The organism is Stenotrophomonas nematodicola (assembly GCF_009467805.1).
GTDB classification, from domain to species: Bacteria; Pseudomonadota; Gammaproteobacteria; order Xanthomonadales; family Xanthomonadaceae; genus Stenotrophomonas; species Stenotrophomonas nematodicola.
This window is the reverse complement of the sequence record NZ_WIAY01000003.1, coordinates 153,543-168,481: the sequence shown is the minus strand read 5'-3', so window position 1 is coordinate 168,481 and position 14,939 is coordinate 153,543. Positions and strand designations below refer to the sequence as shown.

Annotated in this window: 15 protein-coding genes; 12 read left to right on the top strand and 3 right to left on the bottom strand. The window is 67.9% G+C overall.

Features of this window, described 5'->3' with window-relative positions; translation table 11 throughout:
• Positions 1–10: 10 nt before the first annotated feature.
• The 5 genes from GDJ08_RS11650 to GDJ08_RS11630 are packed head-to-tail and all read left to right on the top strand — an operon-like array spanning position 11 to position 5,160.
• Complete coding sequence (locus GDJ08_RS11650) at positions 11–1,591, top strand: MBOAT family O-acyltransferase (RefSeq protein WP_017357449.1); 1,581 nt, start codon at positions 11–13, stop codon at positions 1,589–1,591.
• 13 nt (positions 1,592–1,604) lie between these two features.
• Complete coding sequence (locus GDJ08_RS11645) at positions 1,605–1,835, top strand: acyl carrier protein (protein ID WP_017357450.1); 231 nt, start codon at positions 1,605–1,607, stop codon at positions 1,833–1,835.
• Positions 1,836–1,864: 29 nt separating this feature from the next.
• Positions 1,865–3,340, top strand: a complete 1,476-nt coding sequence (locus tag GDJ08_RS11640) for an AMP-binding protein (protein ID WP_136003644.1) — start codon at positions 1,865–1,867, stop codon at positions 3,338–3,340.
• Positions 3,337–4,023, top strand: coding sequence for an alginate O-acetyltransferase AlgF (locus GDJ08_RS11635; protein WP_136003646.1), 687 nt, complete (start codon positions 3,337–3,339; stop codon positions 4,021–4,023). The genes GDJ08_RS11640 and GDJ08_RS11635 overlap by 4 nt, the downstream gene beginning before the upstream one ends.
• A gap of 3 nt (positions 4,024–4,026) precedes the next feature.
• Positions 4,027–5,160, top strand: coding sequence for an acyl-CoA dehydrogenase family protein (locus GDJ08_RS11630; protein WP_153164913.1), 1,134 nt, complete (start codon positions 4,027–4,029; stop codon positions 5,158–5,160).
• 6 nt (positions 5,161–5,166) lie between these two features.
• Here GDJ08_RS11630 and GDJ08_RS11625 read toward each other — a convergent pair whose 3' ends face one another.
• The 3 genes from GDJ08_RS11625 to ettA all read right to left on the bottom strand — a co-directional run bounded on the left by GDJ08_RS11625 (position 5,167) and on the right by ettA (position 9,689).
• Positions 5,167–6,183 (bottom strand): DUF4434 domain-containing protein, encoded by a 1,017-nt coding sequence (locus tag GDJ08_RS11625; RefSeq protein ID WP_153164912.1) that lies wholly within the window; start codon positions 6,181–6,183, stop codon positions 5,167–5,169.
• A 44-nt stretch (positions 6,184–6,227) separates the two neighbouring features.
• On the bottom strand, positions 6,228–7,544 hold the full coding sequence (locus GDJ08_RS11620; RefSeq protein ID WP_153164911.1) for an NCS2 family permease: 1,317 nt from the start codon (positions 7,542–7,544) through the stop codon (positions 6,228–6,230).
• 480 nt (positions 7,545–8,024) lie between these two features.
• Entirely contained in the window at positions 8,025–9,689 is a 1,665-nt protein-coding gene (gene ettA, locus GDJ08_RS11615; protein WP_017356142.1) for an energy-dependent translational throttle protein EttA, read from the bottom strand.
• A gap of 237 nt (positions 9,690–9,926) precedes the next feature.
• Between ettA and GDJ08_RS11610 the strand changes: the two genes are divergently transcribed.
• The 7 genes from GDJ08_RS11610 to ribD all read left to right on the top strand — a co-directional run bounded on the left by GDJ08_RS11610 (position 9,927) and on the right by ribD (position 14,924).
• Entirely contained in the window at positions 9,927–10,400 is a 474-nt protein-coding gene (locus GDJ08_RS11610) for an RcnB family protein (protein WP_136003653.1), read from the top strand.
• A 147-nt stretch (positions 10,401–10,547) separates the two neighbouring features.
• Positions 10,548–11,801 (top strand): serine hydroxymethyltransferase, encoded by a 1,254-nt coding sequence (gene glyA / locus GDJ08_RS11605; protein ID WP_017356144.1) that lies wholly within the window; start codon positions 10,548–10,550, stop codon positions 11,799–11,801.
• A gap of 1 nt (position 11,802) precedes the next feature.
• Positions 11,803–12,267, top strand: a complete 465-nt coding sequence (locus tag GDJ08_RS11600; RefSeq protein ID WP_153164910.1) for a hypothetical protein — start codon at positions 11,803–11,805, stop codon at positions 12,265–12,267.
• Positions 12,260–12,694: a hypothetical protein gene (locus GDJ08_RS11595; RefSeq protein WP_017356146.1), complete on the top strand. Its 435-nt coding sequence runs from the start codon at positions 12,260–12,262 to the stop codon at positions 12,692–12,694. Before GDJ08_RS11600 ends, GDJ08_RS11595 begins: the two co-directional genes overlap by 8 nt.
• A 26-nt stretch (positions 12,695–12,720) precedes the next feature.
• On the top strand, positions 12,721–13,155 hold the full coding sequence (locus GDJ08_RS11590) for a hypothetical protein (protein WP_017356147.1): 435 nt from the start codon (positions 12,721–12,723) through the stop codon (positions 13,153–13,155).
• A 95-nt stretch (positions 13,156–13,250) separates the two neighbouring features.
• The gene (gene nrdR, locus GDJ08_RS11585) at positions 13,251–13,772 is read left to right on the top strand and encodes a transcriptional regulator NrdR (protein WP_017356148.1); all 522 of its coding nucleotides are present in this window, start codon (positions 13,251–13,253) and stop codon (positions 13,770–13,772) included.
• 69 nt (positions 13,773–13,841) lie between these two features.
• Positions 13,842–14,924, top strand: a complete 1,083-nt coding sequence (gene ribD, locus GDJ08_RS11580) for a bifunctional diaminohydroxyphosphoribosylaminopyrimidine deaminase/5-amino-6-(5-phosphoribosylamino)uracil reductase RibD (RefSeq protein ID WP_153164909.1) — start codon at positions 13,842–13,844, stop codon at positions 14,922–14,924.
• The last annotated feature ends 15 nt before the right edge of the window (positions 14,925–14,939 follow it).

The window sequence follows — 14,939 nt, the reverse complement described above, 5'->3', positions numbered from 1 at the left end:
CCGAACGACGATGCTTTTCAACTCCTTCCTGTTCCTGCTGGTGTTCCTTCCGATCGCACTGGGCATCCACTATCTGCTCGGTGCCTGGAAGCCGCGGATGGCCGCGCTGTGGTTGTGCGTGGCCTCGATCGTGTTCTACGGCTGGTGGAACCCGCAGTTCGTGGTGCTGCTGGCCGGCTCCATCGTATTCAACTATCTGGTCAGCCTGGCGATCCTGTCACTGGCCACGCGCCCGCGCCTGCAGGTGCTGGTCACCGCGCTGGGCGTGGCGGCCGACCTGTTGCTGCTGTTCCACTACAAGTATTTCGCGGCGATGGTGAATTTCGTCGGCGAGATGGGCTTCAACGTCGGGCCGATGGACGCGTTGATCCTGCCGCTGGGCATCTCCTTCTTCACCTTCACCCAGATCGGTTATCTGCTCGACTGCCGCGCCGGCGTGGTCAACGACCGCAGCCCGCTCAGCTATGTGCTGTTTGTGACCTTCTTCCCGCATCTGATCGCCGGCCCGATCCTCCATCACAAGGAGATGATGCCGCAGTTCAGCAAGCGCGAGACCTACCGCTTCCAGGCCGACAACCTGTCGGTGGGCGGCATGCTGTTTGTGATCGGCCTGGCCAAAAAGGTGCTGCTGGCCGACACCATCGCCCCGTATGCCGACGCCGGATTCGCCGAGACCGGCAGCGTGCAGTTCTGGGGCGCGTGGGCCACGGCGCTGAGCTACGCACTGCAGCTGTATTTCGACTTCTCCGGTTACTCGGACATGGCGCTCGGCCTGGCGCGCATGTTCGGCATCCGCTTCCCGCTCAACTTCAATTCGCCGTACAAGGCGACCAGCGTGATCGACTTCTGGGCGCGCTGGCACATGACGCTGACCCGCTACATCACCGCCTACCTGTACTACCCGGTGGCAATGGCGGTGACCCGTTGGCGCACCCGCCACGGCCGCCCGACCGGCCCCACCGCGGTAGCCTCGGCCGGTGGCTTCCTGTCGATGATCGTGCTGCCCACGGTATGGGCAATGGGCCTGGCGGGCATCTGGCACGGCGCCGGCCTGCAGTTCCTGATCTTCGGCCTGCTGCATGCGGGCTACCTGGCGATCAACCACGCCTGGCGCGTGTTCGTCGGCGGGCGCACGCCGGTGGCGCTGCGCAAGGTGAGCAGGCTGCAGCACGTGGGCTACCTGCTGCTGACCTTCGGCGCGGTCCTGGTGGCGCAGGCGTTCTTCCGCGCCGACGGCGTGGGTGATGCCTGGCAGCTGGTGCAGGGCATGGCCGGCGTGCGGGGCTGGGAAGCGCTCGAGAGCGTTTCCCATGCGGCCGGACTGGGCCTGGCCGACGGTGCGCGCCTGCTGATCGGGCATCACCTGCAGTTCGTGTATATCGTGGTGCTGCTGGCAATCGTGTGGGGCACCCCCAACGCACACCAGATCATGGGCGTGTACTCGCCTTCGCTGGCCAAGCCGAATCCGGCGCCGCGTGCGTGGATGCGCTGGCAGCCCACCCTGCGGTGGCTGCTGGTGATGCTGGTTCTGCTCGGGTTGTGCCTGATGAGCCTGCACAAAGAATCGCGTTTCCTCTACTTCCAGTTCTGACAAGGTGAACCACATGGATATCCAGACCCTCCAGACCCAGCTGATCGACATCGTCGAGTCGGTGATCGGCACCCGCGTGCAGCCCGACGAGTACATGGAGTCGCTGTTCGACTCCATGTCCAAGGTGCAGCTGATGGTCGAGGTCAAGGACCGCCTGGGTGTCACCCTGCCGGTCGATGAGATCGACGCGCTGGTCGATTCGGTGCAGGTGCTGGCCGACTACGTGGCCGCGCACCAGCGCTGAGCCGCCCACCTTCCGCAGGAGCCGACCGCATGCGATTCGATTTCGACCACGGCCGCTTCGTCGATCACGCGCACGCCCCGCACGCGGCGGCCCTGCACGATGCCGACGGGGTGATGGACTGGGCGGAGCTGGAGAGGGCCACCCAGGCCTGGATGACCCGGGCGCAGGCGGCCGGTGTGCTGCCCGGGCATGCCCTGGTGATTTCCGGCCACAAGCAGGCCGCCTTCGTTGTGGCCATGCTCGGCTGCCTGCAGATGGGCGTGACCTACGTGCCGGTGGACACCATCAATCCGCCGGCGCGCCTGCAGCGCATCACCGGGCTGGTGCATGCCGTTGCGGTCTACGATGCGGCCGCCGATACGTTCGGCCCCGGTGCTGCCGCGCCACGCGCGCTGACCGTGCCGGGGCTGGCCTACATCATGTTCACCTCCGGCAGCACCGGTGATCCGAAGGGCGTGCAGATCGGCCGCGACAGCGTGGCGCTGTTCACCGGCTGGATCCGGGACTGCCTGGCGTTGGGGGAGGCACCGGCGTTCCTCAACCAGATGCTCTTCAGCTTCGATTTCTCGTTGTTCGATCTGTGCGGCGCGCTGGGTCTCGGCGGCTGCTGCGTACTCTGTCCGCGTGAGGTGATCGCCGACAGCGAACGCTTTGTGGACCACCTGCGCCAGTCCGATGTCGCGGTGTGGGCCTCCACACCGTCGTTCGTTCGCCAGCAGATGCTCAACCCGCGTTTCACCGCCGCCCAGCTGCCGTCGCTGCGTGTGTTCGTGTTCGGCGCCGAGTCGCTGACCCCGCGCGTGGCCGAAGAACTATGGGCGCGGTTCCCGCAGGCGCGCATCATCAACTCCTACGGCCCCACCGAGGCAACCTGTTCCACCACCTGGGTGGAGATCGATGCCGGGCTGCGCGCCGCCGCCCCCAATCCGTTCCCGATCGGCGTGGCCAAGCCGTATGCCGAAGTCTTCCTGGACGACGGCGAAATCTGCATGGCCGGCGACCACGTGATGCGGGGCTATCTCGACCGACCCGATCTCGATCAGGGCGTGCTGTTCGAACACAACGGCAAGCGTGCCTACCGCAGCGGCGACCTCGGCGATCTCGATGCGCAGGGCCGGGTGTACTTCCGCGGCCGCAAGGACGACCAGATCAAGCTCAACGGCTACCGCATCGAACTGGCCGAAGTGGATGCGGCACTGTCCACGCTGGAGGGCGTTGTTGCGGGTGCGGCGGTGGTGCTGCGCCGCCCCGACGGCAGCCTGGTGCGCATGATCGGTTTCGTCGAGCTCACCCAGCCGGGCGAAGGCGCGGTGCAGCCCTTGCCCGAGGCCCTGCAGGACTGGAAGGACCAGCTTGGCCGGCGCATGCCGCCTTACATGATCCCCTCCGAACTGATTGCCGTGGACGCGTTGCCCACCGGCGCCACCAACAAGGTCGATCGCAAACAACTGGAGCAGCGCTACGCATTGGCGCGGACGCTCCGCAGCCAGGAACCCAAACGATGAAGATGCCGCTGACCCTGCTCGCCGCCGCCCTGCTGGCGTGCTCCCCCGTGGCCGCGAACGCGCAGCAGGGCGCGCCGGAAGGCCGCCTTGCGCAGTTGTATGCGGCGCGACCGCCCGCCGGTTCGGCATTCGTGCGCGTGCTCAATCCCGGCGCGACCGCGCTGAAGGTTGCTGTCGGCAACGGTGCCGACCAGAGCATCGGCCCGGCCACGCGCGCCACGCGCTATGCGATCGTCGAAGGCGGCAAACCGTTCCCGGTCCGTGTGGCCGGCAAGCCGCGCACGCAGGGGCAGGTCGCCGCGGGTACCTTCACCACGCTGGTGCTGGACCCGGCAACGCCGTCGCGGCCGTTGGCCGTGCTGGCCGACGGCGGGGGCAGCAGCGATGCGCTCAAGGCGGAAATCCGCTTCTACAACCTGGCCACGGGCTGCGCGCAGGCGCGGCTGGCGATGGCCGACAAGGGGGCGGTGGTGTTCCCGGCGGTCGCCGCCGGCGCCAGCAGCGCGCGCGCCATCAATCCGGTCAAGGCGCGACTGGTCGCCGGCTGCGGCGGCAAGGACAGCCTGCCGGTGGCGCTGCCCTCGTTGCAGCCCGGCGACCACTACAGCCTGTTCCTGACCGGCAGCGCCAGTGCGCCTGTCCTGCAGGGCCAGCTCAGCGGGACCGATCCGGTGGGGCGCTGATCCATGCATGCGCGTTCCATTTTCCGCGATGACCACACCCTGTTCCGCGACCAGGTGCAGCGCTTCATCGAAGCGCATATCGCGCCGCACTACGCGCAATGGGAGCGCGACGGCATCACGCCGCGCGCGCTGTGGCGCGAGGCGGGCGAGGCCGGACTGCTCAACTGCCAATTGCCCGACCCGTATGGGGTGGGCGGTGATTACGGGCACGCCGCCTGTGTGATCGAGGAGCTGGCGCGCGCCAATTATCTGGGTATCGGCTTCTCGATCCACTCGGACATGGTCGCGCCGTATCTGATGCAGTACGGCAGCGATGCGCTGCGTGATGCGTGGTTGCCGGTGATGGCGCGTGGCGAGGCGATCGGCGCCATCGCGATGACCGAGCCCGGCGCCGGCAGCGATCTCAAAGCGATCCGCACCCGCGCCGAGCGCCGTGGCGACCACTACGTACTGAACGGCCAGAAGACCTGGATCACCAACGGCGCCCATGCCGATGTCGTGGTGGTGGTGGCGACGGTCGCGCCGGAACTGGGCGCGCGCGGGCTCACTCTGCTGTGCGTGGACGCGCATCTGCCCGGTATCACCCGCAGCGCGCCGATGGCCAAGATCGGCCAGCACGCGCAGGACACCACCGAGCTGTTCTTCCAGGACGTGGAAGTGCCGGTATCGCACCTGCTCGGCGAGGAACAGCGCGGGTTCGACTATCTCGGCGAACAGCTGGCGGCCGAACGCCTGGCGATCGCGCTGCGTGCGGCGGCATCGGCCGAGGGCATGCTGGCCGAAACGGTGGCCTACGTGCGCCAGCGCAAGGCCTTCGGCCGGTTCCTGATCGACCACCAGAACACCCGGTTCGTGCTCGCCGATGCGGCGGCACGGCTGGCGATGCTGCGCACGTTCCTGGACCAGTGTCTGGGCGAGCAGATGGAGGGGCGGCTGGACGCGACCCGCGCGGCGATGGCCAAGCTCAATGCCACCGAACTGCAGGGGCAGGTTCTGGACGATCTGCTGCAGTTGCACGGTGGCTACGGTTACAGCAGCGAATACGGTATCGGCCGCGCTTGGGCCGACGCGCGCGCGCTGCGCATCTTTGGCGGCACCAGCGAAATCCTGCGCGAGATCATCGGGCGCGCGCTCTAGCGCGCGCTATGGCGCGCTGGTACGCCAGCGCCGGCGCAACGCCTGCGCGCGCGGGGTGTCCTGCGACAGCCACGGGTCCAGCGCGAAGGCGAACACGCCGGCCGCGCCGCTGCGCTCGGCCCACGCCAGCTGCTTGGCGATGCGGGCGGCGTCGGCGGTCTGTGCCTGGAAATGGCTGCCGTCGGCGGGCGAGCTGGCCAGTTCCTCGAACAGTTCCACCACCACGTCGAAGTCGACGTTGCGCGCGCGCAGCAGCGCCAGCAGCGGATCGACGCCGTCCAGGTTGTCCAGGCCAGCCACGCCGACGCCGTCCTGCACCATCGGCCGCAGCGGCGCCTGTTCCAGGATGCGGGTCCACAGCTGCGCCAGCGATCCGGTGGTGGGCAGCCGGCTGAAATACGTGGAAATGGCGGTGACGTGCGGCGTACCTGCTTTCGCCGCCGCGCTCAGCGCGGCCAGCCAGGTGCACAGCCGCTGCTGGCGGTCGTCCTGCGCCCAGTGGAACTGTTCCAGTTCGTAGGGCAGGTACCAGCCGGAAAAATTGGCCTGCCGCGCCCACGGCGCCCGTTGCAGGTAGCGGCGGGCGTGGTCCAGGGTGAGTGCGAGAAACGCATCCAGCGCGGCCGGATCTGCTGCCTGCAACGCCTTCCACCAGCCGCTGTGATACGGCAGCCCGACGCGCACCTGCAACCCCTCCGCCGCGGCGGTGGAAAAGATCAGCTGCATCACCGGATCGGGTACATCCCAGTCGGCGTCGCCGCCGCTGCCGTACAGCCCCGCCCACTGCACCACGATCTGGCGGCAGCCAAGCTGCCGGGCCAGCGCCATGTGCCGTTGCCAGTCCTGTGCGGTGAGGTCCAGGTGGCTGCGCCAGGGCTGGATGAAGCTGCCGTCGAAATGCGGCGGGGTCGAACACCCGGGCAAGGTCGCCAGTGCGGCGGCCGCAGGCGCGAGCAGCGCTGCGCGCAGCAGGCGCCGGCGCAGCGGGGACGACAGATCGGTGGGCTGGCGGACATCGGTCATGCACGCATCATCCCAGAGCCGCGTTGCCGAGGGGTGAACCGCGTTTATTCCAGCGCGTAGCGCAGTACGAACAACCCGGCCACCAGCCATACCGCCGGGTGCACGTCGCGCCAGCGCCCGGTGCCGGCCTTGAGCACGGCATAGGCGATGAAACCGAACGCCAGGCCATTGGCGATGGAGTAGGTGAACGGCATCGCCAACGCGCACAGGGCCGCCGGAACCGATTCGGTCAGGTCACCCCATTCCACATCGACCAGTTCGCGCAGCATCAGGCCGGCAACGAACAGCAGGGCAGGGGCGGTGGCGTAGCCGGGCACCATCGCCGCCAGCGGCGAGAACAGCAGCGCGGCCAGGAACAGGGCCGCCACCACCAGCGCGGTCAGGCCGGTGCGCCCGCCCGCCTGCACGCCGGAGGCGCTTTCAGCGAAGGCGGTGGTGCTGCTGGTGCCCAGCAGCGAGCCGGCAACAATGGCGGTGCTGTCAGCGAGCAGGGCGCGGCCGAAGCGCTTCTGTGCGCCCGGCAGTTTGAGCAGCCCCGCGCGTCCCACCACGCCGTACAGGGTGCCGGTGGCATCGAACACCTCCACCAGCACGAACACCAGCACCACCTGCAGCAGCACAGCGATCGGCGCACCGCCGTCGTGGTGCAGCAGGCCGGGCAGGTCCAGCTGCAGGAAGGTGGGGGCCAGGCTCGGCGGCAGCGACACCACGCCGTGGAACTGCACGTCACCCAGCAGCCAGGCCGCGCCGGTGACCGCGAGAATGCCGATCAGGATCGCGCCCCGCACGCGCCGCGCTTCGAGGATGGCGATCAACAGGAAGCCGGCCAGCGCGAGCAGGGGCGGTGCGGTGTTGAGGGGCCCGAGCGCGACGAGGGTGTCGGTGTTGGCGATGATCACGCCGGATTTCTGCAGGGCGATGATCGCCAGGAACAGACCAATGCCGGCGACGATGGCCGCGCGCAGCGACGCGGGGATGCCCGCCACCAGCCAGGCGCGCACGCCGGTGAGCGACAGCACCAGAAACACCAGCCCGGAAATGAAAACGGCCGCCAGCGCCTGCTGCCACGGCAGCCCGGCCGCACCGACCACGGTAAAGGCGAAGAAGGCGTTCAGGCCCATGCCCGGTGCCATGCCGACCGGGAAGTTGGCGGCGAACGCCATCACCAGCGAGCCGAGCGCGGCGGCCAGGCAGGTGGCGACGAATACCGCGCCCGGATCCATGCCGGTGGTGGACAGGATGTCGGGGTTGACGAAGACGATGTAGGACATGGTCAGGAAGGTGGTCAGCCCGGCCAGCAGTTCGGTGCGCACGGTGGTGCCGTGCTGCTGGAGCTGGAACAGGCGTTCAAACAGGTTCATGGCTTGGGTCCACGGGTGTTGGTTTTCTTCGTTGGATATTTAGCGAAGCCAAGAGCCTTCGTCTGGTGCAACTGTGGGTTAGGGCCGGCGGGTGCGGGGGTACGGGACACGCCGTGAATACGTCCATGTAGGCTCGTAGAAAACATCCATGTTTTCTACGGTCCCGTACCCCCACACCCGCCGGCCCTCCGACAGCATGTCGGTGGCCACGGGAATTCAGACCCAACCGCGGCGCACGCGATCTATCGGGGGAGGCCGGCGGGTGGCCCCTGTAGGGACTGTCAAAAACATGGATGTTTTTGCCAAGCCCCCAAGGATGGGTTTACGGCGTGTCCCGTAAGGGGCTGCCCGTCGGCCTCCCCAGCCCGCAAAAACTGAAGCGCTGCAGTTGACCTTGCCCTACGACCTACGACCTACGACCTACGACCGTGGCCTACCTCAAAGCAGAACGGCCGCGCAGAGCGCGGCCGTTCTTTTCTCTTACTTCAGCGCCTTGAAGCGCAGGCGCTTCGGGGCGGCGTCGTCGCCCATGCGGCGGCGCTTGTCTTCTTCGTATTCACGGTAGTTGCCCTGGAAGAACTCCACGTGCGAATTGCCTTCGAACGCCAGGATGTGGGTCGCGATGCGATCCAGGAACCAGCGGTCATGCGAAATGACGAAGGTGTTGCCCGGGAATTCCAGCAGCGCATCTTCCAGCGCACGCAGCGTTTCGATGTCCAGATCGTTGGACGGTTCGTCGAGCAGCAGCACGTTGCCCCCCTGCAGCAGGGTCTTGGCCATGTGCAGGCGACCACGCTCACCACCGGACAGCGAACCGACCAGCTTCTGCTGGTCCTGGCCCTTGAAGTTGAAGCGGCCGATGTACGCGCGCGACTGGATTTCCACGCCGTTGATGTTGAGGATGTCCAGACCGCCGGCGATTTCCTGGAAGACGTTGTGGTTGCCTTCCAACGCGTCGCGGCTCTGGTCCACGTAGGACAGCTGCACGGTCGGGCCGACCACGATTTCGCCGGAGTCCGGCTTTTCCTGGCCGGTGATCATCTTGAACAGGGTCGACTTGCCCGCACCGTTGGGGCCGATGATGCCCACGATCGCGCCGGCCGGGACCAGGAAGTTCAGGTCGTCGAACAGCAGACGGTCGCCGAACTTCTTCGACACGTTCTTGAACTCCATCACCGAGTTGCCCAAGCGCTCGCCCGGCGGGATGAAGATTTCGTTGGTCTCGTTGCGCTTCTGGTAATCAACCGACTGCAGCTCTTCCAGGCGGGCCAGACGGGCCTTGCCCTTGGTGCGGCCACCCTTGGCGTTCTGGCGCGACCACTCCAGCTCCTTCTGGATCGCCTTCTGGCGGGCCTTTTCCTGGTTGTCTTCCTGCTTCAGGCGCTCGTCCTTCTGCATCAGCCAGTCGGTGTAGTTGCCCTTCCACGGAATGCCGCGGCCGCGATCCAGTTCCAGGATCCACTCGGCGGCGTTGTCCAGGAAGTAACGGTCATGGGTCACTGCCACCACGGTGCCGGTGTAGCGCGCCAGGAACTGCTCCAGCCATTCCACGGACTCGGCGTCCAGGTGGTTGGTCGGTTCGTCGAGCAGCAGCATGTCCGGCTTCTGCAGCAGCAGGCGGCACAGTGCCACGCGGCGCTTTTCACCGCCGGACAGCTTGCCCACGATGGCATCCCACGGCGGCAGGCGCAGTGCGTCGGCGGCCACGTCCAGCTGGTTTTCCAGGGTGTGCGCGTCGCCGGCGGCGAGGATCGCCTCCAGGCGCTCCTGTTCCTTAGCCAGCTTGTCGAAATCGGCGCCTTCCTCGGCATAGGCCAGGTAGACCGCGTCCAGCGCGGCCTGCGCCTGCAGCACTTCGCCCACGCCTTCCTCGACCGCTTCACGCACGGTCTTGTTGGGGTCCAGCTCCGGTTCCTGGGCCAGATAGCCGACCTTGATGCCGGCCTGCGGGCGGGCTTCGCCCTCGAAGTCGGTATCCACGCCGGCCATGATCTTCAGCACCGTCGACTTGCCGGCGCCGTTCAGGCCCAGCAGGCCGATCTTGGCACCCGGGAAGAACGACAGCGAGATGTCCTTGATGATCTGCCGCTTGGGCGGGACCACCTTGCTGACGCGGTTCATGGTGTAGATGTATTGCGAGGACATGTGGTCTCCGAAGGCGCAACCCTGCGCCCGTTCCGTTGGGAACAGGAACAGATGTAAAAGGAATACCCCCGATTATAGCGGGAAGCGGTGACAACCGCCGGCCGGCCCGGGAGGGTGGGGCTTGCCGCCGCCTGAACGGGTCGTCAAAGCCCTTGAAATGGAAACCGTTTCCAGCCGGAAACCGTTCAGATCCGGTCAGCATGATGTAATCATCCATCCACTCGAGCGAGGCCCGTCATGCGCATGAATCGAATTGTGGTCGGGGCCGTGGCCTCGCTGCTGGCCCTGGGCGCGGTTGCACCGGCCTTCGCCGACAACGACCATCGCGGCCGTGGTCACGACCGCCATGACCGTTACGACCGTCATGATGATCGCCACGACCGCCGCCATGACCGCCGGGAGTGGCGCGATGACCGCCGCGAAGCCCGCCACGACCGTCGCTATTACGACAACCGTGGCTACTACCGCCCGGCGCCCCCGCCGCGCGTGGTCTACCGCCCGGCACCCGGCTACGGCTCCTACGGCTGGGCGCGTGGCCATCGCTACCGCGAGTACTACGGTGGCCCGGTCTACGTGGTCAACGACTACAGCCGCTACTCGGTGCGCCGTCCGCCCCGCGACCACCACTGGATCCGCGACGACCGTGGCAATCTGCTGCTGGTGGCCATCGCCACCGGCATCATCGCCGACTACGTGATCAACAACCGGTAAGGCCAGCCACGGCCTCGCCACCCAGGACGGCGCCCTCGCGGGCGCCGTCCGTCGTTCTGGGGGCGGTCGACCGATTGGTCACCCCGCGTCGCGGGGACTACAATCCAGAGCTCGCGCTGTACCCCCTCTGCCTGCCTGGAGTAACCGATGTTCCCGCGTGACGTCCGCATCGAAACCTACGATCCCGAACTGGCCAAGGCCATCGCCGCCGAAACCCAGCGCCAGGAAGACCACGTCGAGCTGATCGCCAGCGAGAACTACACCAGCCCGGCCGTGATGGAGGCCCAGGGCAGCCAGCTGACCAACAAGTACGCCGAAGGCTATCCGGGCAAGCGCTACTACGGTGGCTGCGAGTATGTGGACATCGCCGAGCAGCTGGCCATTGACCGCCTCAAGCAGCTGTTCGATGCCGACTACGCCAACGTGCAGCCGCACAGCGGTTCGCAGGCCAACCAGGCCGTCTACTTCGCGCTGCTGCAGCCGGGCGACACCATTCTGGGCATGTCGCTGGCCCACGGCGGCCACCTGACCCACGGCGCCAAGGTCAACGCCTCGGGCAAGCTGTTCAACGCCGTGCAGTACGGCGTGGACGAGCAGGGCCTGATCGACTACGACGAAGTCGAGCGCCTGGCCCTGGAGCACAAGCCGAAGATGGTCGTGGCCGGCTTCTCGGCCTATTCGCAGGTGGTGGACTGGGCGCGCTTCCGCGCCATCGCCGACCAGGTCGGTGCGTACCTGTTCGTGGACATGGCGCACGTCGCCGGCCTGGTTGCCGCCGGGGTGTACCCGAGCCCGCTGCCGCACGCGCATGTGGTCACCTCGACCACCCACAAGACCCTGCGCGGCCCGCGCGGCGGCATCATCATCGCCAAGGGGGCAAACGAGGACCTGGTCAAGAAGCTGCAGTCGATCGTGTTCCCGGGCATCCAGGGCGGTCCGCTGATGCACGTCATCGCCGGCAAGGCCGTGGCGTTCAAGGAAGCGCTGGAACCGGGCTTCAAGACCTACCAGCAGCAGGTGGTCAAGAACGCCCAGGCGATGGCCACCACGCTGATCGCGCGTGGCTACAAGATCGTTTCCGGCGGTACCCGGAACCACCTGATGCTGGTGGACATGATCGGCAAGGACGTCTCCGGCAAGGACGCGGAAGCCGCACTGGGCAAGGCCCACATCACCGTCAACAAGAACTCCGTGCCCAACGACCCGCGTTCGCCGTTCGTGACCTCGGGCCTGCGCCTGGGCACCCCGGCGGTCACCACCCGCGGCTATGTCGAACAGGACTGTGTGGACCTGGCCAACTGGATCGCCGACGTGCTCGACGCCCCGGCGGACGAGGCGGTGATCGCCCGCGTGCGCGAGGCGGTCAGCGCCCAGTGCCGCAAGTACCCGGTCTACGGGTGAGATGGGCGAGGGCCGCGCGCAGCGACGCTACGCGATCCTGGCCCTCGCGTTCGGCGTCCCCGGCCTGGCCGGGGGCGGCGCCCTGGCGCTGTTCGGCATCGTCCTGTCAGTGTTCGGACCGCACTACATGGGTCTTTCCGAGCGCCTGCTGACGCTGGCGTTCGGCTTGGCTGGCGCAGCCGCACCGGCCGGCTGGTTGTGGCTGAGCGTGGCCTACCTCCGGCGTGGTCGAGAGGGGCTGCGCCGCGCCGGGGTGGTGCCGTGGATCGGCCTGCTGCTGGGGCTGCTCACCGGCCTGTTCGTTCTGGCCACGCTGCTCTGGCACTGGCAGGACGGCGGGCGGCAGACCGTCGCACTGGTGCTGGCCGGCCTGCTGCTGGCGGTGCCCGCCGCGGCCCTGGCCGCGCGCGCCCGGCCTGATGCCAAACACACGCCCCCCGCACGGACGCTGACCACGGATGAATGACATCGCGCAACGTCGCACTTATGCGGTGGTGGCTCTGCTGCTGGGCCTGCCCACGCTGGCCGTCGGCGGCACCTTGTCGGTGCTGGCGGTCATCGTCTTTTTCTCCCGCAACAGCTACATGGGCACCCTCGAAAGCCTGGCGCTGCTGGCCTGGGGCCTGTCGGGCATTCTCGGTCTGCTGGGCTGGCTGTGGCTGAGCGGCGTGTACCTGCGGCACGGCCGCGAGGGCCTGCGCCGCAGCAGCCCGCTGGGCTGGATCGGCATTGCCTGCGGCGTCATCGGCGCGCTGAGTGTGCTGGTGGTCGTCATGCGCCTTCTCCCCCAGGGCGGCTGGGAGGTGCTCGGTTATCTGACCGCCGGTCCGCCGTTGCTGGTGCCGAGCGCACAACTGGCATGGATGCGCTGGTCGGGCCAGACGCAGGCATGAGAGCCAGGTCGCGAGGTGGGCCGGTCATGCGCGATGGCGTCCACCGGCGTCTGTACGCGCTCCAGTGCGGGCTGCTGGGGCTGCCAACCGTGGTGGCCTGCGGCGTGGCTGGGGTCCAGGGCCTGCGCCATGTCGATGTACATCGCGGTTTTCTGCTCGCGGGCAACGAGGGCGGTCTGCTGCTGCTCTGGGGCGGCGCCGGTCTGCTCGGCCTGCTGGCCTGGCTGTGGCTGAGCGCCCGGTATCTCCGGCGCGGCCGCGACGGGCTGCGTCGGGCCGGGACCCTCCCGTGGGCCGGTCTGGCGATGGGGGCACTGGCGGCGGGCGGCCTGCTGCTCGTCCTCCTGTACGCCGGGGCCGTGGGACGCTGGCAGGTGCTGGGGTATCTGGTGTTTGGCCCGCTGCTGCTGGTGCCCAGCGCACACCTGGTGTGGTTGCGCCGATCGGAGGGGCCAAGCTGATGCACAGACGCGTATTTGCCGCCCCGGTTCTTCTCAGGTACCGTTGCGACGCTGCCATGACCGTGGCATGACGTTTTTCTCCAGCTAGGCGTTCCATGTACTGTCCGTTCTGCCAGCATGCCGATACCCGTGTGATCGATTCGCGCGTCTCCGAAGACGGCGCGACGATCCGGCGTCGTCGCGAATGCGAGGCCTGCAACGAGCGCTTCAGCACCCTGGAAACCATCGAACTGAAGCTGCCGGCGATCATCAAGAGCGATGGCAGCCGCGAGGCCTTCGACGCCCGCAAGCTGCGCAGCGGCTTCGACCGCGCGCTGCAGAAGCGCCCGGTGCCGGAAGACAAGATCGAACTGGCGGTACGCGCGGTGATGCAGCAGGCGCGGACCTGCGGCGAGCGCGAAATCCCGTCGATCAAGGTCGGCGAGTTCGTCATGAACGAACTGCGCAAGCTCGACCACGTGGCCTACGTGCGCTTCGCCTCGGTGTATCGCAGTTTCGAGGACGTGGCCGATTTCCGCGAGGAGATCGAGAAGCTCGAACGCGAGCTGCCCTCCAGCACCGAGCAGCTGCAACTGCTCGGGGATGTGATCGCACTGGGCAAGAAGAAGAAGGGCTGAGCCCCTACGCTTCGCCGCCGGCCCGGCTGGGCTACCATCGCGGCTGCTTGCCTGCCGATGACCGTTGCCATGACCGACTTCTCCGCACTGGACCACCTGCACATGGCGCATGCCCTGCGCCTGGCCGAGCGCGCCGCGTACACCACGCGGCCCAACCCGATGGTGGGCTGCGTGATCGCGCAGGGTGCCGACGTGGTGGGCGAGGGCTGGCATCAGCGCACCGGCGGCCCGCATGCGGAAGTGTTCGCGCTGCGCCAGGCGGGTGAGCGTGCACGCGGGGCCACCGCGTACGTCACCTTGGAGCCCTGCGCCCACTACGGGCGCACGCCGCCGTGCGCACTGGCGCTGATCGAGGCGGGTATCGGCCGTGTGGTGGCGGCGATGCGCGATCCGTTTCCGAAGGTCGACGGCGGTGGGTTCGACCTGCTGCGCGCGGCCGGCATCGACGTCGCCGAAGGGCTGATGGCCGCGCAGGCGCGCGACCTCAACCACGGCTTCCTGTCGCGCATCGAACGCGGTCGCCCGTGGCTGCGGGTCAAGCTGGCGGCCAGCCTGGACGGCCGTACGGCAATGGCCGACGGCAGTTCCAAATGGATCACCGGTGCAGCCGCGCGCGAGGACGTACAGCACTGGCGCGCGCGCGCCGGTGCGATTCTGACCGGCGCCGGCACGGTGCTGGCCGACGATCCGATGCTCACCGTGCGGCTGGCCGACACCGAGGTCGTCGCGCCGCTGCGCGTGGTGCTCGATGCGCGCCTGCGCTCGCTGGAGTGCGCGCGCGTGCGCGAGGGCGGGGCACCCACGCTGTACCTGCACGACGCAGCCGTGAGCCCCCCCGATGCCGCCGATGCGGCGTTTGCCAGCGTGCCCAGCCACAACGGTCGCCTCGATCTTGCCGCAGTGCTGGCCCTGCTCGCCGACCGTGGGATCAACGAGGTGCATACCGAAGCCGGCGCCACCCTGTCCGGCGCGCTGGTACAGGCCGGCCTGGTCGACGAACTGCTGCTCTACCAGGCGCCGATCCTGCTCGGCGAGCATGGGCGGCCGCTGCTGTCCGGCCTGTGCATTCACGCGATGGACCAGCAGCGCCGCCTGCGCGTGATCGACCAGCGCGTGCTCGGCAACGACCTGCGCCTGCTGCTGCGGCAGTGAGGGCGCGCCCGCCAG